The 19,879-nt window shown below is 70.0% G+C and carries 16 protein-coding genes; 6 read left to right on the forward strand and 10 right to left on the reverse strand.

Annotation, left to right across the window (positions count from 1 at the left end):
* Window positions 1–332: 332 nt before the first annotated feature.
* From ABDZ66_RS09815 to ABDZ66_RS09825, 3 genes are all read left to right on the forward strand, one after another.
* On the forward strand, window positions 333–1,181 hold the full coding sequence (locus tag ABDZ66_RS09815; RefSeq protein WP_343758278.1) for a hypothetical protein: 849 nt from the start codon (window positions 333–335) through the stop codon (window positions 1,179–1,181).
* On the forward strand, window positions 1,178–1,582 hold the full coding sequence (locus ABDZ66_RS09820; protein WP_343758280.1) for a DUF8082 domain-containing protein: 405 nt from the start codon (window positions 1,178–1,180) through the stop codon (window positions 1,580–1,582). Before ABDZ66_RS09815 ends, ABDZ66_RS09820 begins: the two co-directional genes overlap by 4 nt.
* Before the next feature lie 99 nt (window positions 1,583–1,681).
* Window positions 1,682–3,445: a HAMP domain-containing protein gene (locus ABDZ66_RS09825; RefSeq protein WP_343758282.1), complete on the forward strand. Its 1,764-nt coding sequence runs from the start codon at window positions 1,682–1,684 to the stop codon at window positions 3,443–3,445.
* Window positions 3,446–3,869: 424 nt separating this feature from the next.
* Here the strand turns inward: ABDZ66_RS09825 and ABDZ66_RS09830 are convergent, their stop codons facing one another.
* A complete protein-coding gene (locus ABDZ66_RS09830; RefSeq protein ID WP_343758284.1) occupies window positions 3,870–4,328 on the reverse strand; it encodes a PA2169 family four-helix-bundle protein in 459 nt (152 codons plus the stop codon).
* A gap of 582 nt (window positions 4,329–4,910) precedes the next feature.
* Between ABDZ66_RS09830 and ABDZ66_RS09835 the strand changes: the two genes are divergently transcribed.
* Complete coding sequence (locus ABDZ66_RS09835; RefSeq protein WP_343758286.1) at window positions 4,911–5,618, forward strand: YqjF family protein; 708 nt, start codon at window positions 4,911–4,913, stop codon at window positions 5,616–5,618.
* Window positions 5,619–6,056: 438 nt separating this feature from the next.
* On the opposite strand, the gene ABDZ66_RS09840 is transcribed toward ABDZ66_RS09835, so the two are convergent.
* Entirely contained in the window at window positions 6,057–7,025 is a 969-nt protein-coding gene (locus ABDZ66_RS09840; protein ID WP_343758288.1) for a hypothetical protein, read from the reverse strand.
* An 89-nt stretch (window positions 7,026–7,114) separates the two neighbouring features.
* Window positions 7,115–9,379 carry a RelA/SpoT family protein gene (locus tag ABDZ66_RS09845; protein ID WP_343758348.1) on the reverse strand — a complete coding sequence of 755 codons (2,265 nt, stop codon included), beginning with the start codon at window positions 9,377–9,379 and terminating at the stop codon, window positions 7,115–7,117.
* A gap of 718 nt (window positions 9,380–10,097) precedes the next feature.
* Here ABDZ66_RS09845 and ABDZ66_RS09850 point away from each other — a divergent pair.
* Window positions 10,098–11,117: a DUF1152 domain-containing protein gene (locus ABDZ66_RS09850; RefSeq protein ID WP_343758290.1), complete on the forward strand. Its 1,020-nt coding sequence runs from the start codon at window positions 10,098–10,100 to the stop codon at window positions 11,115–11,117.
* 79 nt (window positions 11,118–11,196) lie between these two features.
* On the opposite strand, the gene ABDZ66_RS09855 is transcribed toward ABDZ66_RS09850, so the two are convergent.
* Both ABDZ66_RS09855 and ABDZ66_RS09860 read right to left on the reverse strand, forming a co-directional pair.
* On the reverse strand, window positions 11,197–12,018 hold the full coding sequence (locus tag ABDZ66_RS09855; RefSeq protein ID WP_343758292.1) for a glycoside hydrolase family 16 protein: 822 nt from the start codon (window positions 12,016–12,018) through the stop codon (window positions 11,197–11,199).
* Complete coding sequence (locus ABDZ66_RS09860) at window positions 12,015–13,034, reverse strand: alpha/beta hydrolase (RefSeq protein WP_343758294.1); 1,020 nt, start codon at window positions 13,032–13,034, stop codon at window positions 12,015–12,017. The genes ABDZ66_RS09855 and ABDZ66_RS09860 overlap by 4 nt, the downstream gene beginning before the upstream one ends.
* 38 nt (window positions 13,035–13,072) lie before the next feature.
* Between ABDZ66_RS09860 and ABDZ66_RS09865 the strand changes: the two genes are divergently transcribed.
* Window positions 13,073–13,609 carry a hypothetical protein gene (locus ABDZ66_RS09865; protein WP_343758296.1) on the forward strand — a complete coding sequence of 179 codons (537 nt, stop codon included), beginning with the start codon at window positions 13,073–13,075 and terminating at the stop codon, window positions 13,607–13,609.
* Window positions 13,610–13,633: 24 nt separating this feature from the next.
* Here ABDZ66_RS09865 and ABDZ66_RS09870 read toward each other — a convergent pair whose 3' ends face one another.
* The 5 genes from ABDZ66_RS09870 to ABDZ66_RS09890 form a co-directional block, all read right to left on the reverse strand.
* Window positions 13,634–14,842 (reverse strand): acyl-CoA dehydrogenase family protein, encoded by a 1,209-nt coding sequence (locus ABDZ66_RS09870; protein ID WP_343758299.1) that lies wholly within the window; start codon window positions 14,840–14,842, stop codon window positions 13,634–13,636.
* Between the two features lie 105 nt (window positions 14,843–14,947).
* On the reverse strand, window positions 14,948–16,618 hold the full coding sequence (locus ABDZ66_RS09875; RefSeq protein ID WP_343758301.1) for an acyl-CoA carboxylase subunit beta: 1,671 nt from the start codon (window positions 16,616–16,618) through the stop codon (window positions 14,948–14,950).
* A 102-nt stretch (window positions 16,619–16,720) separates the two neighbouring features.
* Window positions 16,721–17,350, reverse strand: a complete 630-nt coding sequence (locus ABDZ66_RS09880) for a CoA transferase subunit B (RefSeq protein WP_343758303.1) — start codon at window positions 17,348–17,350, stop codon at window positions 16,721–16,723.
* Between the two features lie 172 nt (window positions 17,351–17,522).
* Window positions 17,523–18,455, reverse strand: coding sequence for an ADP-ribose pyrophosphatase (locus ABDZ66_RS09885; RefSeq protein WP_343758305.1), 933 nt, complete (start codon window positions 18,453–18,455; stop codon window positions 17,523–17,525).
* An 8-nt stretch (window positions 18,456–18,463) separates the two neighbouring features.
* The gene (locus tag ABDZ66_RS09890) at window positions 18,464–19,867 is read right to left on the reverse strand and encodes a nicotinate phosphoribosyltransferase (protein WP_425544421.1); all 1,404 of its coding nucleotides are present in this window, start codon (window positions 19,865–19,867) and stop codon (window positions 18,464–18,466) included.
* Window positions 19,868–19,879 lie beyond the last annotated feature (12 nt).

Genomic DNA, 19,879 nt, shown 5'->3' on the forward strand with positions numbered 1-19,879 from the left:
TGCAATCCGGGCAAAGCGAGTAGGAGCGGGACAGACCGACGGGCGTGGCGTTGACAACCCGCCAACCCACCGGGTTGTCAACGCCACAGACCCCATCCGTCTGGGCCCCTCCACGCAGGCCCGCCGCCCGCCGCCTTCACCGGCGGTGTGCGGCGGGCTGCCTGCTGTGGGCCGGAAGGACGGCCCCGCGCACGGCGAGTGCGACCTGAACGTGACTTTTTCGACACATGTAAGCGGCACGTAAGACCACAAGGGATGTCATGATGAGGTATCCATACGGTGACCCTCATCCCGAACCGAGACAGTCCTCATCCCGCCTTACCGGAATTCTCATGCCTGAGCCTACTCCCCTTCCCTCACAGACGCTGAACCGCCCGGTCCCCGTGCCCGCCGACGCGGCCGTGTACACGGGCATCAGCACCGACCACTATCCCTGGACGGAAGTGACCGCCGACCTGGCCGTCCGGCAATCCCAGGAGTTCAGCGGCGTCTTCGACGCCTGGCAGGGCGCCCGCTGGGCACGCTTCGTCTGGACGCGCGGCGCACTGCTGGGCGGCTTCACCCGCGCCGGGCAGACCCTCAGCTGGGCGACGGCCGCGCAGGGTCTGCCGCGCGCCAGCATCAGCCTGACCGAGCTCTCCCCCACCCTCAGCGACCTGCTGTGGTCCACGCGCGACGCGCAGGGCCGCGCGCTGCCCGGCGCCTGGCCCGACCACCGCCCCGCACTGGAACGCGAACGCTTCCACGGGCTGCTGGTCTCGGGACCGCACTGCTCTTTCTGGTCGTCCGGGCGGGTGCTGGGCGGCACGCTGCCACTGGCCGGCGCGACCTGCGAGGTGTACTCGCAGAACACCGAGGCGAACCGCGAGGCGCTGCTGGCCTTCTGGCAGGAACTGCTCGGCCGCATCCACCGGACCGTGAACCTCGACGCCGGCTGGCGGCAGGTGACCATCCGTCTGGCCGAGCAGCACCCCTGCCTGGACCCCTTCGCGCAGGACGTCCACCTGAGCGGCGGGGTGCTCAGCGTGGACGACGAGGTCCCGGTCAGCGAGTTCCGTCCCGCGCTGCTGGCTGGCCTGGAAGCCACCCTGGCCCGGCTGGGCCAGCGGCTGATCGACCTGCCGGTCACGGACCTGCGTGACCGGCCCGAATGGATGGCCGCCGGCCTGGAGTCCCGGTGAGCGCCCCGCAGTGGCCCGACGGGCTGAGCGACAGCACCCCGCTCCCCTACACCATCTGGCGGGTGCTGCACCAGGTGGACGGCGTGCGGGACATCACGGAAGTCGCGCGGCTCGCGGGCCTGACCGTTCCGGACGTGAACGAACGCCTGAATGCCGCCGCGCAGTGGATCAACCGCGCCGCCCAGCGTGAGCAGCAGGTCACGGACCAGACCGCCACGATGGTCACCCAGTGCCTGATGCCGATCATCGGTCCGATGGCCGAGGTGATGGTCGACGAGGTCCTCGACGACCTGGGAGCACAGGCGACCCTCAGCGCCCTGCTGTCCGGACTCGCGCGGCAGCTCACGCCCGAACGCGTGCAACAGTTCGCGCGCAACCTCCGCGACCGGGGGATCACGTGACCCCCCTCCTCATCCCAGTCAGCCCGGCGGTCACCGCCACGCCCGTTTCACCCTGCCGCGCCGGAGGTCCCACCCGATGAACACGCCCAAGGAACAACCATGAAGTACACCGTCGTGATCCGGCAACCCGTCGCGGACAGCATGCGTCAGGTTCTGGAAAACCAGCTGATGGAACGCTTCGGCCTGAACGGCGAGCAGGCCCAGCGCCTCAGCGCGCGCCGTTCGGGACGGCTGATGAAACCCACCGGCCGCCCCCGCGCCGAACTGCTGCTCAGCATGTTCCAGGCCGTCGGCGCGAACGTCTCACTCGAAGAGGTCCGCGAGGAGACCAGCCTCATCAGCGAACCCTTCCAGGGCGTCGCCCCCGGCGGCCGCACGCCCGGCGCGTCCAGCTTCCCCCAGACGCCCGACGAGACGCTGCTGGCCCCCACCAACCCGCAACCGACCGCGTCGCAGGACCTCGCGGACCTGCGCGCCTCGGCCATCTGGCCGGAGGTGAAGTTCGCCGACGACAGCGCCGCCACTGTTCCGCACGCCGAGGCAGCCGGCGTGTTCCCGCTGACCCCCGCCGACACCGCCGACTGGCAGAACGCCTGGCAATCCCCTCCCGCCAGCGTGCTCGACATGGGTGAATTCACGCCCGGCCTGGCGTTCACGCCGCCCAGCCCGGCCGCGCCGGTCGATCCCTTCGCCACCGCCCCGGGCCTGGACCCCGTGCCCGCGGCCCCCGCACCGGGCGGCGCGGACCTGGGCAGCCCCTTCGGACCGGGCGCCGGCACCACGGCCGTGATGGAACCCGTCGCGGTGAGCGCGCCGGCCTCCGCCCCGGCGGACGTCTGGAGCGATTTCACGGGCGCACTCAGCATGCCTGCCACGCCCGCCCCGGAAGCCACGCCGGACGTGCAGCTGCGCCCGATGGATTCCGTGGTCGTGACGCCGGTCGCGGATCTCGCCGAGGTGGGGGCCCAGCGGCGCAGCAGCCTGGGCCGGCGCATGGCGGTCGGGGCCCTCGTTCCGCTGGGCCTCAGCAGCGCCCTGACGCTCGGCGTGCTGGCCCTGACCCTCCCGAGCCTGCAGCAGTCGCTGATTCAGCGCAACGCGCAGGCCATCGCGGTGGCGGTCGCCAGCAACATCGACCCGACCCGCGGGTACCAGAGCATTCCCCCTCAGCTTGACGCGCTCGTGAACAACTCCAGCGTGGGCTTCGTGCAGGTCGAACTGCGCGACGGATCGCGTTACTTCGCGAGTCAGACGCCAGCCGTGAACAACATCCTGAACGCCCGGGTCAGCGACTTCATCCTGGAGAGCGGCGGCCGCTCCGCGTTCAAGGCCAGCCTGCGCCCCGCGGACGTGTTCGCCGCGCAGGCCAAGGAAATGCAGGAGATGGGCGGCACCAAGAACGACGTGAGCCGCCTGCAGCAGCAGGCCGCCGACCCCGCCAACCAGCAGGTCACGAAGGTGAACTTCATCGTGCAGCAGGTCACGGTGGTGCAGGACGGCGCACGCCGGAGCGTGAACATCGGCCGCGCCGCCGAGGACGCCGACGTGCTGTACACCGTCGCGGTGGGCGTCGAGAACAGCGCCCAGGAAAGCGCGCTGCGGCGCACGCTGGCGCTGGTGCTGCTGGTGTCGCTGCTGGCGCTGGGAATCGCCACCTACCTCGCGCTGCGCGCCGCGCGGCTGGTCGTGCGTCCCATCGAGGACCTCGTTCGCGTGGCCGACGCCATCAGCATGGGTGACCTCTCGCGCCCGGTGAAGGCGGAACGCAACGACGAGATCGGTGACCTCGCCCAGGCGCTCGAACGCATGCGCCTGAGCCTCGATTCCGCCATGGAACGCCTGCGCCGCCGCAAGCGCAACTGACCCCGCAGGTGAGGACGCCGCCCCCCTGAATGCCGGCGCACCCACACGCACTCGGATGGAAAGATACGGGCTCCGCTGGAATGGTTCTGGTCAACCGTTCCAGCGGAGCCCGTATGGTACGGACTCCGATTGAATGGACTGCACAGGCCATTCAATCCGAGCGGATGCGACTCGGAGAGCTGCTCCGCAGAGGAGGAGCCGGGCGGGTTCCGGACGTGGAGCCGGCAAGCAGGTGGGGTTCCGGGTTGTCAGCGAAACCAACGGAATCCGTATGACATGTCAGCCGCCACGACGCGCGGTCCAGACAGTCCAAAGTCATTGCTGGCGACTGAACGGCGCCGGGCAAGCGGGGAGGGAAGCCGCGGTCCACGGCCTCCCTCCCCGCTCTCTACAGGCCCGTGCAGGCCCGCAGACGGCTACCGGCTCAGCTGGCCTGCATGCCGTGTTTCATGTCGCGGATCTGGTCGTGACTGGCCTTCACCTTAGCGAACTGACCCTCCACGAAGGCGCGGATATCGGCCGGAAGGTCCGTTTCCTTGAGCACGTCCTGGTAGTTTTCGACCGCGACGTCCTCCCCCCGTTCGGCCTCGGCGACCACCTGGTAGTCATCACGGCCGGTCAGGGCGTCACGGACGTTCAGCCACGTGCGGTGCAGGGCCGCGCCGACGCTGCCGCCCTCGCGGGGCTTGTCACCCAGGCGGGCAATGTGGGCTTCCACCTCGCCCGCGAGCTTGCTGCGCTGGGCGCTGCGTTCCGTGAACAGCGTCTTGAGCTGCGGGTCGGTCGCGTGTTCGGCGGCGTCGGCGAAACCTTTCTCGCCGTCGCGCAGGGTGCCGAGCAGGTACTGGAGTTTGTCAAGAACGGTCTCGTTGTTCATGGTCATGGTGGTGCCTCCTGAAAGGTCTGCGTGAACGGCACGGGCGTGCCGGTCATGGGGGGAAAAAGTCCGCCGGCCGGAACGGGAAGGACGGGTGGATGAACAGCCCGGCCGGTGGGAGGTGCAACGATCAGAGCCTACGGGCTGCCCGGCCCGTCCACATGACAGCCGCACCAAGGGAGGGTTTACCGGACGTTGGGGCAGGGTTGCCCGAATTCACATGTGCGAGTCCGGCGCCGTGACGCGCTCTGCCCGGCAGGTGCGAACTGGCCGACGCCACACCCCGAGGCGGTGGGTGTCCGGCCGCCCGTTGCCCTCACCGGCCCACGAACTGCACCTGATACGGACTCCGTCTGTTTCGTTCACAGATTGGAACACCACCGATCTGTCAACTCCACGTCCGGAACCCGCCCAGCTCCTCCTCTGCGGAGCAGCTCTCCGAGTCGCTTCGCTCGGATTGAACGGCTCTGTAAGCCATTCAATCGGAGTCCGCATGACCCACTGGCGAGCCGGGACACCCGGCGCCCCCGGACATGCTCTGCTGGGTGGCATGACCACCCTGACTGCCGCTCGTCCCGCCGGTCACCCGTGACCCGCGCCCGACCGACCGTGCTGCGGATGCAGTGGCTCGACCTGTGCTTCCTGCACTGGGCCGTCCCGGCGCAGGCGCTGCAACGCACGCTGCCGCGCGGAGTGCAGCTGGACACCCGCGCCGGTCAGGCCTACCTGGGGGTGGTGCCGTTCCGGATGGCGGGCGTCGCGCCGCTGCACCTGCCGGACGTACCGGGCCTGAGCGCCTTCCCGGAACTGAACCTGCGGACCTACGTGACCGTGAACGGCGAACGCGGCGTGTGGTTCTACAGCCTGGACGTCACGCAGCCCCTGGCGGCCGCGCTGGCCCGGACCCTGTTCCACCTGCCGTACCGGCACAGCCGCATGTGGGTGGACCGCCAGGGCGACGTGACCCGCTACGCCAGCGAACTGCTCGCGCCGGGCACGCCGGGCGGCGGACGGTTCGCCGGAGCGTACCGTCCGGCCGGAGAGCTGCTGACTGTGCCCGGCGACTCGCTGGAGGGATGGCTGACCAACCGCCTGACCCTGTTCTCGGCCGACCCGGCGGGCCGGGTGTACCGCGGGCAGATCGAGCACGCCGCGTGGCCGCTGCGGCGGGCGGAGGCGCAGGTGCGCGTGAACACCCTGGCCGAACCGCTCGGCCTGACCCTGACCGGCGAGCCGCACGCGCTGCACGCCGAACGGCTGGACGTACGCGCCCGCTGGCTGGAACGGGTGCTCTAGAGCAGTGGCCATGAAGAGGCAGCCTGTCTGGCCGGGCGGCCTTGGAACGCTCCGCAGGAGAGCGGGTGAAGATGGACGGGCAGGACGGACTGAACCAGCTGCTGAGCAGAGAAGGGAGGCACCGGACGGCTGCTGTTCCGGTGCCGTCATGCGGAGAAGGGCTCTGACACGGACTCCGGCCTGATACGGATTTCGTCTGTTTCGCTGACAGATCGGAACACCACCGATCTGTCAACTCCACGTCCGGAACCCGCCCAGCTCCTCCTCTGCGGCGCAGCTCTACGAGTCGCATCCGCTCGGATTGAACGGCTTTTCGGAGCGCTGCGCCGCAGGGCGAACAGGTGAGAACCGCCCCTCCGGGCGTGGGTGGAGGTTGCAACCCGGTGCGTTGGCGGGGTGTGAACGAAACACACGGCGGTCGGTATGGGTCCAGGGGGATCAGGTCAGTTCGAGCCGGAAGGCCTCGCTCAGGCCGGCGGTCGCGGCGTCACGCGCCACCTGCGGCGCGTGGTTCAGGGCCAGCACGGCGCGGTAGGTGCGCTGCGCGAGTTCACGGTCTCCCAGTGCGTCCCGGACCTGCCCCAGCCGCGCCAGGACCAGTCCGGGCAGGCTGCGCGGCAGATCGTCGGTCAGGGCGTGCGCCGCGCGTTCCAGCAGTGTCCGCGCCTCCGGCAGGTCCCCCACCGCGAGGTGAATGCCGGCGGCGGCGGCGTCCAGTTCCGCGCGGGGCGTGACCGGGTCGCCCGTCTCGCGGTGCAGCGCGGCGAGCAGGCCTCCCAGATCGTCGGTCTCGTTCAGCTGCCACGCGCGGTCTGCCAGGGCGCGCAGGCGACTCGTCTCGCCCGGCCCGAAGGCCCGCAGGTCCGGCAGGGCCGCGCCGGGCAGCCGCGACAGCAGGTCCGGCAGGTCGTCGAGCGGCACCAGCGCCACGCCGTCGTGCGCGTTGAGCCGCGCGGCGAGTTCGGTCAGGCGGCGTTCCCGCCAGCGGGTGCCGGGCCCCTCGTCCAGGGCCGCGCGGACAGCCAGCGTCTGCTCCTGCACCTGCGCCAGGAACGCCGGGTCCAGCACGCCGGGCAGCGTCAACGGGGCCGTCACGAGTTCCGCGAGGACCGCCTCGGCCCGGCCGGCTGCCCGCAGGCGCTCGCGGCCGGCCGGGAACTGCCCCAGGAAACCCGTCAGTTGCTCGTACTCGGCGTCCGCCCAGGTCCAGTCGTCGCCCGGCAGGTCCGTGACGGTCAGGCGAGCGGCCGGCAGCGCGTCCCGCAGCGGGTGGTCCGGATCGGGACTGCTGGCCCACAGCAGGCCCGGCGCGCCCAGGGCCCGCAGCGCCTCGACGATCGTCCCGGCGTTCAACTGCGGTTGCAGGCGAAGCAGGTCGCCCAGGTCCGGCAGCAGCGTCAGCGGCACGGGCCCTCCGGCGGGGCGGCCCTCGGTACGTTGAATGGCATCCGCGTCAGTGTACCGCGGGCGGCCCGGACGGAACGCCGCCCGCGCGGCTAGCTGCCCGCGCCGTTGCGTTTGCGGCCGCCGACGCGCACCACGTCGTCGACGCCGTCCACCGTCAGAATGGCGCGGCGGATGGCTTCCAGGTCGCTGTTGCCCAGCACAGGCAGGCGCAGGTGGATCACGGCGACCTCCTCCATGCCCACCACGGCCTCAACCTTGGTCGGGCTGCGCTTCTCGCGCGCCAGGATGCCCAGCACGTCGGCCAGCAGGCCCGCGCGGTCCGGGCCGATCACGTCGAGGTCCACCAGGGTCGTGCCGGGCGTCCCGGCGTCCCAGCTGGCCGCCACGCAGCGTTCCGGTTCGTCCTTGAGCAGGCGGATCATGTTCGGGCAGTCGATGCGGTGCACGCTGACGCCGCGGCCGCGCGTCAGGTACCCCATGACCTGATCGCCCCGGATGGGGTTGCAGCACTGGCTGAGTTTGGTGTTCGTGGTGAAGCCCTCCACGTACACGCCGCCCGGTTCCGGCGCTTTCGGGACGGGCGCGCGGCGTGCCGGGGCGCTCGCCTGTTCCTGCGCCAGCCGGGGCGACAGCACCCGCCCGACCGCGCTGGGCGTGAGTTTCCCGGCGTGCAGCGCGTGGTACAGGTCATCCGGGTTGCGGGTGCCGAGCAGTTTGCTGGTGGCGTCCTCCAGCAGCTTGGTGCGCATGAGTTGCCGCACCGCCAGCTGCCGCTTGCGGAGGTAGCGTTCCAGCAGGTCGTGCCCGTGTTGCAGGGCCTCGTCCCGCTCCTGCTGCCGGAAGTGATGCCGGATCTTCGCGCGGGCCGAGCGGGTCACGGTGAAGTTCAGCCAGTCCTTGCTGGGGTGGCCGTTCTTGCTGGTCACGATCTCGACCATGTCGCCGTTCCCCAGCCGGTACGAGAGCGGCACGATGCTGCCGTTCACGCGCGCCCCCACGGTCGTCTCGCCGATGCGGGTGTGAATGTGGTACGCGAAATCCACCGGGGTGCTGCCGGACGGCAGGCTGATCGCCAGTCCCTTGGGCGTGAACACCCGCACCCGCTGCGACAGGATGTCGGTCTTCACGGCGTCCATGTAGTCCGAGGCGTCGTTGATCTCGTTCTGCAGCTCGCGCAGCTGCGAGATCCAGTTCTCGCGGTCCTTCTGCGCCAGCTGGTTACCCTGCTTGTACATCCAGTGGGCGGCCACGCCGAACTCCGCGACCTCATGCATGCGCCGCGAACGGATCTGCACTTCGATCGGCTGCCCGCTCTGGCTGATCACGGTCGTGTGCAGCGACTGGTACCCGTTCGGTTTGGGCACCGCGATGTAATCCTTGAAGCGCCCCGGCAGCGGCGTCCACATGGAATGCACGATGCTGACCGTGTGGTAGCAGATGCGTTTCTCGCGGGTCGCCTCGGCCCGCTCGCGGCGCACGTCGTCCGTGCCGGGCGGCACGATCAGGTCCCGCGGGGTCAGCATCACCCGGATGGCCAGCAGGTCGAAAATCTGCTCCAGGGCCTTCCCTTCCCGCTGCATCTTGTTGTGGATGCTCCACAGGTGCTTGCTGCGTCCCGCGATGTCGATGTCCGCCACCCACTCGGGCAACTCCAGGTCGTCCTCGAGCGCCTCGCGCAGTTCCCGGACGGCGCGGGTGATCAGCGCGTCCCGCTCGTCCTGCCGGGTCCGCAGGCGCGACTGCAGGTACTCGTACTCGTCGGGCTGCAGGTAGCGGAAACTCAGGTCCTCCAGCTCCCACTTGATCTGCCCGATCCCCAGCCGGTGCGCGAGCGGCGCGAAGATGTCCATGGTCTCCCGCGCGATCCGCTGCTGCTTTTCGGGCTTCATGCTGCCCAGCGTGCGCATGTTGTGCAGCCGGTCGGCGAGTTTCACCACGATGATGCGGATATCGCCGGTCATGGCGATCAGCATCTGCCGCAGGTTCTCGGCCTGCACGTCCCGCCCGGCGTCACTGACCTCCGCCGCCTGCGACCCCTGCTTGGAGAGCTTGCTGACCTTCGTCTCGCCCTCCACGATGCGGCGCACGTCCGGCCCGAACTCCCGCTCGATCAGTTCGAAGGTCACGTACTCCACGTCCTCGACCGTGTCGTGCAGCAACCCCGCCATGATGCTGTCGGTATCCATGCCCAGCCGCGCCAGGATCACCGCGACCGCCACCGGGTGCGTGATGTACGGCTCGCCGCTCTTGCGGTTCACGCCGGCGTGCGCGTCCCGCGCGAACACGAACGCCCGCTCGATCCCTTCCACTTCCGCCGGGGGCCGCGTCGTCACCAGTGCGCGCAGTTCACTCATGCCATGATCGCCGTCAGCCACGCCCGGCAGAATAGCGCCTGATACGGATTCCGTTTATTTCGTTGACAGATCGGAACACCATCAATCTGTCAACTCCACGTCCGGAGGGGCGTTTCTCTCCTGCTCGCTCTGCAGCGCAGCTCTACGAGTCCGCTCGGATTGAATGGCCTTTGCAGCCCATTCAATCGGAGTCCGTATGAGCCGCCGCGCACAGCGCCCTGCCTGCCCCACCCCACCAACACATGAAAAACGCCCACCCGGAAACGGGTGAGCGGTCAAGTGTCCGTGAGCAGGGAGCGGGAAACAGGAGGCCCCTAGCGGCGGTCACGCACGCGCACGGGGATCGGCACCGGCTGCGGTTGCGGGCTGCCTTTCAGCACCTCGCGGAGCCAGTCAACAAATTCACGCAGGCCCTTCATGCCTCCCAGTGTAATGACCCGGGCCTGACAGAGATGGCACGAAGCTTACGAAGGGTTCACACCCCGGACTCACACCCGCCGCGCCGTGCAGCACGCAATCCAGACAAACGTCCCGACCCAGGCGGAACAGCGCAGGCGACCCACGTCTGATACGGACTCCGATTGAATGGCTTACAAAGCCGTTCAATCCGAGCGGATGCAAGAGGGAGCAAAACGGGTTCCGGACGTGGAGTTGACAGATTGGTGGTGTTCCAATCTGTTAACGAAACAAACGGAATCCGTCTGACAGACTCTGACAAGTGTCTGGCAGCAGTCTGCACCGTTCGGCAGACATGCAGGACCACTGCCTGCGAGAATGGGTGCAGATGAACGCCCTCCAGCCACCCATCTTCCGGGAACTTCAGGACTCGCGCCGCGTGCTGATCGCGGGCATGGGCGGCGGGTTCGACGTGTACTGCGGCCTGCCGCTGTACTTCGCCCTGAAGGCCGAGGGGAAGGAGGTGTTCCTGGCGAACTACTCGTTCACCAGCCTGGGTCTCGGCCCGAACGGCCCGCTGCCGCACGCGGTCGTGCCCGTCACGCCGGACCTGTTCGTACAGCCCGGCGAGTACTTCCCGGAATACTGGCTGAGTCGCTGGCTGGTCACGCAGGGTGAACCGGGCACCGTTTACGCCCTGCGGAAGGTGGGCGTGCAGCCCCTGAAGAGCGCCTACGAGGCCCTCGTGAAACACCTGAACATCGACACGGTCATCCTCGTGGATGGCGGCACCGATTCACTCATGCGCGGGGACGAGTCCGGGCTGGGCACCCCGCACGAGGACGCCACCAGCCTCGTCGCCGTGAACGAACTGCGCGGCCCGAAGAAGCTGCTCGCCTGCCTGGGCTTCGGTGTGGACCACTTTCATGGCGTGTCACACGCCGACTACCTGGAAGCCACTGCCGAACTCGCCCGGGGTGGCGCGTACCTGGGCGCGTTCAGTCTCACCCCCGACATGCCCCCCGTGCAGAAGTACAAGGACGCCTGCGAGGCCGTGTTCCAGATGATGCCCCGCTACACCAGCATCGTGAACAGCAGCATCGTCAGCGCCATCGACGGGCAGTACGGCGACCACCACGCCACCAGCCGCACGCACGGCAGCGAACTGTGGATCAACCCGCTGATGGGCCTGTACTGGACATACCACCTGCCGGCCGTCGCCCGCCGCATTCAGTACTACCAGCCCATGCTGGACACCGTCACGCTGAGCGACGTGGGGCTGGTCATCGAACGCCACCGCGAGGAAGTCACGATCCGCCCACGGGTGGCTCTTCCGCTGTGACCGCGGTGTTCAGTTCCACCCTGGCGCTGAACAGATACCCCTCAATTCCACTTCCAACCGCTCCCCCCCTCCGCTCGATTCAGAGGCGTTGAGGACACCCCAGGGCCCCTCTGAATTCTCCCGTGTCGCGCTGCCAGCCGCGCACCCACGCGACCTCCAGCGTCTTCGGCCAGGGGCCGCGCCGCTGGCCGCCGGGCAGCAGGTGCGGGAGTTCGTAGATGTTCAGCATGAACTGCATCGGGTACGCGGGCGACTGGGGTACGCGGCCCACGACCTGCCCATCCACGCGGAACGTGACGTCGTGCGGGGTCCACTCGGCGCTGTACACGTGCAGGTCGGCGGGACTGCCGGAAATCCGGGCCGAACGCATGTCCAGGGTGAGGGCCGGATCGTGGATGGGTTTCACGCCGAAGTGCACGCGGAAGGCGTCGGGGTCGCGTTCGTGGCCGAACACCTCGCAGATGCAGATCTCGCCGGACTGCCCCGGTTCCCGCTCGACGCCGATCATCCAGAACGCGCCCAGGTACCCGGGGGGCAGGTCGGCGCGCAGGGCAACCTCGAACCGGCCGTACTGCGGGGTGTACAGCCACGTCTCGGGTTGCGCCTCGGTGACCCGCAGGCCCGGGTGGAAGCGGTGCTGGCCCACCGGGCTGCCCACCGGCCCGGCGGAGCACCCGGTCTGGAGGCTGGACACGCGCAGCGCCCCGTCGAAGGTGGGGTTCCAGGGCTGCTGGTCTCCGGTGATCTGGAGGTGCAGGCCCGTGCCCGGCAGGGCGTAGCGGGCAGCGGACGCCTCGCGGCTGGCCCACTGCGGCAGGTAGTGCGGCAGCCAGCGCCCGGGGTGCAGTTCGGGGCCGCTGAAGTCGTCCTCGAAGGTCAGGACGTATTTCGCCACGGTCACGTCAGTCCCAGCCCGCGCCGCAGGGCGTCCAGGGCGGAGGCCGTGAAGCCACGCGCCACCGCCGAGTCCGGTGCGAAGCGTTCGAAGGCGTGGTACGCGCCGGGCACCTCCACGAACTCGCAGGGCACCCCGGCGGCCCGGAGTCTACGGGCGTACTCGCGGTCCTCCCCGTGGAAGAGGTCGAGGGTGCCCACGCCGATCCACGCGGGCGGCAGGCCCGTCAGGTCGGCGCGGCGGGCGGGCGCGGCGTACTCGGGGGCATCGTCCATGCGCGGTGGGCGGCCCAGGTACGACGTCCAGCCCAGCACGTTCGAGGCGGGCCGCCAGATGAACTCGCCTCGCCCGGCGTGATCGGCGTTCAGGGCGGTGCGGTCGTCCAGCATCGGGTAGTACAGCAGCTGGAAGGCGGGCGTGACCTCGCCCCGGTCGTGCGCGAGCTGCGCGAGCGCGGCGGCCAGCCCGCCCCCGGCGCTGTCGCCCACCAGGGCGATGCGGGCCGGGTCGAGGCCCAGCACGTCCGCGTCACGGGCCATCCACGTCAGGGCCGCGTAGCAGTCCTCCAGCGGGCCGGGGAACGGCGTGCCCGGCGCGAGGCGGTACTCGACGCCAACGACCAGCACGCCGAGTTCCCGCGCGTACGCGGCACTCTGCGGGTGGTACGCCGCCGCCGAGCCGGTCACGTACCCGCCCCCGTGAATGTTCAGGATCGCCGCCGCGTTCGCCGGGAGGTTCGGGGGCCGGTACACGAACACCGTCACGTCCGGCGCACCGGGCGGACCGGGAATGCGCCGCTCCTCCACCGTCACCCCGTCCGGCAGCGCGGGAGCCTTCGCGCGGGCCTGCAATGCCCCCATGACCGCCACGACGCCCGGCGTGAACGGCGGCGAGCGGAAGCGCACGAACGGAGAGCGCAACTCCGGGTGCAGCTGGGCGTACGAGGCGGCGCGTCTGGTCGAGAGGACCCACGCACCCAGCGCCAGCGCCGCACCGACCGTCAGAAACCGTCCTGTTTTCATGGCTGATTGTCGCACCCGCCAGCCGGTACGCTGACGGCATGGCCCTGACCCTCACGCAACTCCGCCAGACGCTGGGCGACATGGACGCCCCGGAACTCCGCGAGCTGATCGTCACGCTGTACCGCGCCAGCGCCGACAACAAACGCCAGCTGGCCGCGCTGCTGGAGGGCGACCACAGTGGTCTGCTGGACCGGCTGGAAACCGAGCTGGAAAAGGCGTTCCGCACCTCCGGCCGCCTGCCCAGCATGAAGGTCGGCGGGGCGAAGAAGGCCCTGACCGCGTACCTGAAGGTCGCCGCGCCCGCCGAGGCCCTGGACGCGGAACTGCGTTACGTCGAGGCCGGCGTGCTGTGCCTGCACGCGTACGGCGACTGGCCCGAGAACAACTACAGCAGCATGGAGGGCGTCTTCGAGTCGGCCCTGAAACGCGCCGCGACCCTCGACCTGAAAGACATTCCCTTCAAGCGGCTGGAACGCCTCGTGAAGAACGCCGACGGGTTCGGGTACGGCTTCTCGGACCAGATCGCGTTCCTGTACGACGGGTTCCTGGAGAAACTGGAGGAGCCGGAGGACTGACCCCCGGCCCCCGGCCCCTTCGCCTCAGTCCGCGAAGCGTTTCAGCACGTCGCGGCTGATGACGAGGCGCTGCACCTCGTCGGTGCCCTCGCCGATGCGGGTGAGGCGGTTGTCGCGCCACATGCGTTCCACGGGGTATTCCTTGATGTAGCCGTACCCGCCGAGCATCTGGATGGCCTCGTCGCACGCCTCGACGCCGACGGTGGTGGCGAAGAGTTTGGCGCGGGCGACCGGGACGGTGAAGTTCATGCCCGCGTCCTTGAGGTCGGCGGCCTTGCGGATCAGCAGGCGCGCGGCCTCGAGTTTGGTGTCCATGTCGGCGAGGCGGAACGCGAGGTTCTGGTTGTGCCCGATGGGTTTGCCGAACTGTTCGCGCTGGTTGACGTAGCGGGCGGCGTACTCGAACGCGGCGCGGCCCAGGCCGAGGCCCATGGCGGCGATGCCGACTCGGCCCCCGTCAAGCACCTTCATGACGTCCTTGAAGGCGTTGCCACGTTCGCCCAGGAGGGCGTCAGCGGGGAGGTGGATGTCCTCGAAGATCAGCTGCGCGGTGTCGCTGGAGCGCAGGCCCAACTTGTCTTCCTTGCGGCCAATTGAGAAGCCCTGCACCTCGTCGCGGTTGAACACGAACGCGCTGATGCCGTCGTTCTTGCCCTTGCCGGGGCGGGGGGCGTCGGTGCGGGCCAGGATGACGTACGTGCCGCCGACGCTGCCCTGCGTGATGAAGTTCTTGCTGCCGTTCAGGATCCAGCTGCCGTCCGCCTGCTCCCTGGCGTTGCTCTGCATGCCGCCGCTGTCACTGCCGCTGCCGGGCTCGGTGAGGCCCCACGCGCCCAGCTTCTCGGCGCTCGCCAGGGCCGGCAGGAACTTCTGTTTCTGCGCCTCGGTCCCGCCGATCAGGATGTGCCCCTGGCACAGGCTGTTGTGACTGGCGACGGTCAGGCACAGGCTGCCGTCCACGGCGGCGATCTCCTCGATGATCTGCGCGAACGTCGCGGTGTCCAGCCCGGTGCCGCCGTACTCCTCGGGCGTCTGCGCGCCCATGATGCCCATCTCGCCCAGTTCCCGCACGATCTGCATCGGGAACTCGCTCGTCTGGTCACGCTCGGCCGCGCCGGGTTCCACCTTGTTCTTCAGGAAGCTCTTCAGCGCGCTGATGATCGTGCGCTGCTCGTCGTTCATGGGCTGCGTGTTCGGGTTCAGGGCGTCGGGACGGTTCAGGGTGCTGGTCATGGTGGGCTCCTTCGGGGGGCAGATGGCGGATGGCAGATAGCGGATGGCGAAGGCGGGGCTGGGGCGTTGTAGGCCATAGGCCATCTGCCTTCAGCCATCCGCCCCCTACACCTGGAACACGCCGACGCGGAATTCGTCCTGGTGGGGGTTCTGGGCGCAGGCTTCGAGGGCGCGGATCAGGCGGTCGCGGGTGTCGTTGGGGGGGATGATCTCGTCGACCCAGAGGCGGGCGGCGGCGTAGCGGGGGTCGAGTTCGGTGTCGTATTTGCTCTTGACCTCGTCGTAGAGGCGCTGGAGTTCCTCGTCGTCGGGCTGGTGGCCGCTGCGCTTGAGGGCGGCGAGCTGGATGTCCAGCAGGGTCTTGGCGGCGGCGTTGCCGCTCATGACGGCGTACTTGGCGCTGGGCCACGCGAACAGGAAGCGGGGGGCGTAGGCCTTGCCGTTCATGGCGTAGTTCCCCGCGCCGAAGGACCCGCCGGTGATGATGGTGATCTTGGGGACGACGGTGTTGCTCACGGCGTTCACGAGTTTCGCGCCGCGCCGGATGATGCCTTCCTGTTCGCTGTCGCGGCCGACCATGAAGCCGGTCACGTCGCTCAGGAACACCAGGGGCACGCCGGCCTGGTTGGCGTCCATGATGAAGCGGGCGGCCTTGTCGGCACTGTCGCCGTAGATGACGCCGCCGACCTCGATGCGGGTGCGCAGGCCGGGTTCGCCGCCGCTCTTGAGTTTCTTCTTGATGACCGTGCGCTGGTTGGCGACGAACGCGACCGGGTAGCCACCGGCGCGGGCGAAGCCGCACACGAGGGTCTCGCCGTACTCGGCTTTGAACTCGTGGAATTCGCCGCCATCGACCAGGGCGGTGATGAGGTCGCGCACGTCGTACGTCTTGCTGCCGTCGAAGCCGACGAGGTCGGTGAGGTCGCGTTCGGGGGCGGGCAGCGTCTCGCGGCGGCGCTGGGCGAAGGGGGCGCCTTCGCCCTGGGCGTACAGGTCGGCCAGCGCGCGGATGCGTTTCAGGGCGGCGGCGTCGTCGGGTTCCTTGTAGTCCACGGTTCCGGCGATGGAGGCGTGCATGCCCGCCCCGCCGAGCTCCTCGCTGTCCACGACCTGTCCGATGGCAGCTTTGACCAGCGCGGGTCCGGCGAGGTACAGGCCACTGCCCTCGGTCATGATCAGGGTGTCGCACATGACGGGCAGGTACGCGCCGCCCGCGACGCAGTTGCCCATGATCGCGGCGATCTGCGGGATGCCGCGCGCACTCATGCGGGCGTTCAGGTAGAACACGCGGCCGAAGTCGTCCTGGTCGGGGAAGATCTCGTCCTGCATGGGCAGGTACACGCCCGCCGAGTCCACGAGGTAGACGACCGGCAGGTGGTTCTCCAGCGCGATGGTCTGCGCGCGGATGACCTTCTTGGCGGTGATCGGGAAGAACGCGCCGGCCTTCACGGTCGCGTCGTTGGCAATGATCATCCACGGGCGGCCCTGAATCTGGCCGATGCCGGTGACGGTCCCGCCGGACGGGCAGCCGCCGACATCCTGGTACATCTCCCAGCCGGCGAAGGTCATCAGTTCGTCGAAGGGAGTGCCGTCGTCGATGAGCTGGCGGATGCGTTCGCGGGCGGTGAGACGGTTCTTGTCGTGCTGGCGCTGCTGGGCCCTGGCACCGCCACCGGCGTGGACGGTCAGGCGGTCGGTGGCGAGGCGTTCCAGGGCATCCTGCCACGCGCTACGGGCGGGGGGCGCCGGGGGGGCGCTGGTGTCTGGCTGGGTCATTGTTGCCCACAGTCTAACAAACGGTCGTTAGGGTGTGGTGGGATTCATGACACGCCCCCCGCATCCACCGGGACACGGGGGGCGCCGAGGGGGAGGAGCGGTTCAGGCGTGGACAGCCGCGCCGGTCTTCGCCTGCAACTCGTCCAGCGTGACGCCGGGCGCGAGTTCCACCAGCTTCAGGCCGTCCGGGGTGACGTCCAGCACGCCCAGGTCCGTGATGATGCGGTTCACGACGCCCTGCCCGGTCAGCGGCAGGTCGCACTCGCGCAGGATCTTGTGCGCGTCGCCCTTCGCCACGTGCTCCATCAGGACCACCACGCGCTGCACGCCCGCCACGAGGTCCATCGCGCCGCCCATGCCCTTGACCATCTTGCCCGGAATCATCCAGTTCGCCAGGTCGCCCCGCTCGCTGACCTGCATGGCCCCCAGAATCGCGAGGTTCACGTGTCCGCCCCGGATCATGGCGAAACTGTCCGCGCTGGAGAAGAAACTCGCACCCGGCAGGGCCGTGACCGTCTGCTTCCCGGCGTTGATCAGGTCCGGGTCCACCTCGGCCTCGGTGGGGAACGGGCCGATGCCCAGCAGGCCGTTCTCACTCTGCAGCATGACGCTGACGCCGTCGGGAATGTGGTTGGCGACCAGGGTGGGCAGGCCGATTCCCAGGTTCACGTAGTAGCCGTCCTGCAGTTCACGGGCCGCGCGGGCGGCCATCTCGTCTCGGGTCCAGGGCATGGGTGACCTCCTTGAAGTCAGTAGGGGCGAAATTGTGAAAGTCAGGGGCAGCTTGCGGCGCACCGGCCGGGCCTGTCAAGCGCCCCGACCGGACGGCGGGGACAGGCACCCCCCACCCGGCGCGCATGAGGTCATGATGCCGGGGGGGCATCACGGGGCCGCTACAGGCGGGTCATTCGGGGCGCAGCAGGCGGGTCAGGATGACGTGGTGATCCTCGAAGAAGGCGTGCGGGCGGGCCAGTGCGGCGGCCAGCGGGACGGGCCGCGTGCCGGGCGGCGGGGCGGTGACGCGGACGACGTGCGCGGTGGTGGGCCACACCGGCGAGCGGGCCGGGTGCGCGAACACGGCGGCCTGGGCAGAGAGGTCGCCGGGCGGGAGGGGGGTGGCGGGCAGCGCCCACAGGCCGCGCCCGATGGGACCGGCGCGGCGCGTGAGCCAGACCATGTGCGGGTCGGTGTGCAAATCCAGCCGTTCGTGCCGGGGCGTGGGCGTGCCGTTCAGGGCGGCGCGGGTGGCCTGCACGGCGTGGTACTCGGCGCTCAGGCGGGCGGCGGTGCGGGTGTGCAGGAAGTCGCGCAGGAAGGCCTGCACGGCGGGCGGGACGTGCGGGGGAACCTCTCCCCTGCCCAGCAGCGCGGCGCGCAGGTCCGTGGCGTTCAGCACGCCCGTCCCGTCGGCGGTCTGGGCGGGGACGGGGTCGGCCTGCCACTGTGGGAACCAGCGCAGGTAACCGCTGCTGGCGTCCTTCTCGAAGCCGGTCAGGACGACCGGGCGCGGCCCGAGGCGGTCCAGGGCAGCGGCCACGGCGGCCTGCACCTGCGCGGCCCAGCGCCCGGCGTCGAACTCGTCGGGCAGGGGGCGCACGCTCAGGCGGCGGGTGTCGTGACCGGACTCGCGCAGCGCGGTGCGGATCAGGCGGGCTCGTTCCGGGGCGGTCCAGGGGTTGTGGGCCGAGCGGGCGAGGTTCGCGCTGCCGGTCAGGACCAGCAGGTGCGCGTGCCGGTCCAAGGCTGCCTGGATGGTGTGCAGGTGCGCGTCGTGCGGCGGCTGGAAGCGGCCGATGTACACGGCGAGCGCGCCGGGTGGGCGGGAGGGGGGCGGCACGGCTGCCTCTACAGTCCGTGCCGGTCGCGCAGCGCCGCGATCAGCGCGTCCCGCCGGCCCTGCAGCGCGGCGCTGAGGCTCACGTGGTACGCGTGGGGGTTCAGCAGGCGGCGCGTGCCGTCCGGCAGACGCCGGAGTTCCGCCTGCGTGCGGGCCTGAAGGTCCGGCAGCGGTTCGGGCGGGCGGGTGCGCCGCCCGGCGTCCATGACGACCACGCGCGGGTCCTCCCAGGTCAGGCCGTCCGGAACGCGGCGGGAACGCAGGGGGTTGCCGGGATCGCTGACGCGCTCACCGGACCGCGGGGCCGCCTCGTCGTCGCCGGTCACGACGTCCAGCGCGTACCGGCCTGTCCCGTCACGGGCACGCCAGACGCGTTTGCGGCCGGGTACGCTGGTCTTGGCCGGGTCGCCCGTGAGTTTCATGCGGTCCTGCCCGCCCAGCGCCACGAGTTTGTACACGCCGCCCAGCGCGCCGCCGCCGTCGCCGCCGCCCGTGACGAGCTGCGTGCCGATGCCGTACACGTCCACGCGCCCGCCGCCGCGGATGACGCTCTCAATCACGTCCTCGGACAGGTCGTTGCTCGCCACGATCCGCACGTCCGGGAAGCCCGCGCCGTCAAGCGTCTCGCGCACGCGGGCAGACAGGTACGCGAGGTCGCCGCTGTCGAGCCGCACGCCGCGCAGTTCGTGCCCGGCAGAACGCAGTTCCCGCGCGACGGTCAGGGCGTTGGGCAGGCCGCTGCGCAGCGTGTCGAAGGTGTCGAGCAGCAGCGTGGTGGCGTCCGGGTACAGCGCGGCGTAGGCACGGAAGGCGCTCAGTTCGTCCGGGAAGCTCTCCACCCAGGCGTGCGCGTGCGTGCCGGTCACGCGCAGGCCGTAGCGGGCGGCGGCCTCCACGTTGCTGGTGCCGGTCGCCCCGCCGATCACGGCGGCGCGGGCCGCGCCGAGTGCGCCGTCGGGTCCCTGGGCGCGGCGCGCGCCGAACTCCACGATCTCGCTTCCGGGCGCTCCGGCCTGCGCGGCGCGCAGGCAGCGGGCCGCCTTGGTGGCGATCAGGGTCTGGAAGTTCAGGATGTTCAGGAGTGCCGTCTCGACCAGTTGCGCCTCCCACAGCGGGCCGCTCACGGTCAGGAGCGGCTCGTGCGGGAAGACCGCGCGGCCCTCCGGGAACGCGGTGACCCGGGCCGTGAAGCGCCAGTCGCGCAGCGCCGCCAGGAAGTCCGGGCGGAACACGCCCAGGCCGCCCAGGTACGCGAGGTCCGTCTCGCGGAACTGCAGGCCGCTCAGGTACTCCAGGGCGGGTTCCAGTCCGGCCCACACGGCGTACCCGCCCCGGTAGGGGGCGCGGCGGAACGACAGGTCGAAGGTGGCGTCCTGCGTGTGCAGGCCCGACACGAAGTACCCCTGCATCATGGTCAGCTGGTA

The organism is Deinococcus depolymerans (genome assembly GCF_039522025.1).
GTDB lineage: Bacteria > Deinococcota > Deinococci > Deinococcales > Deinococcaceae > Deinococcus > Deinococcus depolymerans.

What these genes read in the sequence shown, in the direction of transcription:
- ABDZ66_RS09870 (WP_343758299.1), bottom strand. Translation starts at nt 14,842, where the DNA reads ATGACCAGCACCCTGAACCGTCCCGACGCCCTGAACCCGAACACGCAG.
- ABDZ66_RS09845 (WP_343758348.1), bottom strand. Translation starts at nt 9,379, where the DNA reads ATGAGTGAACTGCGCGCACTGGTGACGACGCGGCCCCCGGCGGAAGTG.
- ABDZ66_RS09890 (WP_425544421.1), bottom strand. Translation starts at nt 19,867, where the DNA reads ATGATGCAGGGGTACTTCGTGTCGGGCCTGCACACGCAGGACGCCACC.
- ABDZ66_RS09865 (WP_343758296.1), top strand. Translation starts at nt 13,073, where the DNA reads ATGGCCCTGACCCTCACGCAACTCCGCCAGACGCTGGGCGACATGGAC.
- ABDZ66_RS09875 (WP_343758301.1), bottom strand. Translation starts at nt 16,618, where the DNA reads ATGACCCAGCCAGACACCAGCGCCCCCCCGGCGCCCCCCGCCCGTAGC.
- ABDZ66_RS09830 (WP_343758284.1), bottom strand. Translation starts at nt 4,328, where the DNA reads ATGACCATGAACAACGAGACCGTTCTTGACAAACTCCAGTACCTGCTC.
- ABDZ66_RS09880 (WP_343758303.1), bottom strand. Translation starts at nt 17,350, where the DNA reads ATGCCCTGGACCCGAGACGAGATGGCCGCCCGCGCGGCCCGTGAACTG.
- ABDZ66_RS09860 (WP_343758294.1), bottom strand. Translation starts at nt 13,034, where the DNA reads ATGAAAACAGGACGGTTTCTGACGGTCGGTGCGGCGCTGGCGCTGGGT.
- ABDZ66_RS09815 (WP_343758278.1), top strand. Translation starts at nt 333, where the DNA reads ATGCCTGAGCCTACTCCCCTTCCCTCACAGACGCTGAACCGCCCGGTC.
- ABDZ66_RS09825 (WP_343758282.1), top strand. Translation starts at nt 1,682, where the DNA reads ATGAAGTACACCGTCGTGATCCGGCAACCCGTCGCGGACAGCATGCGT.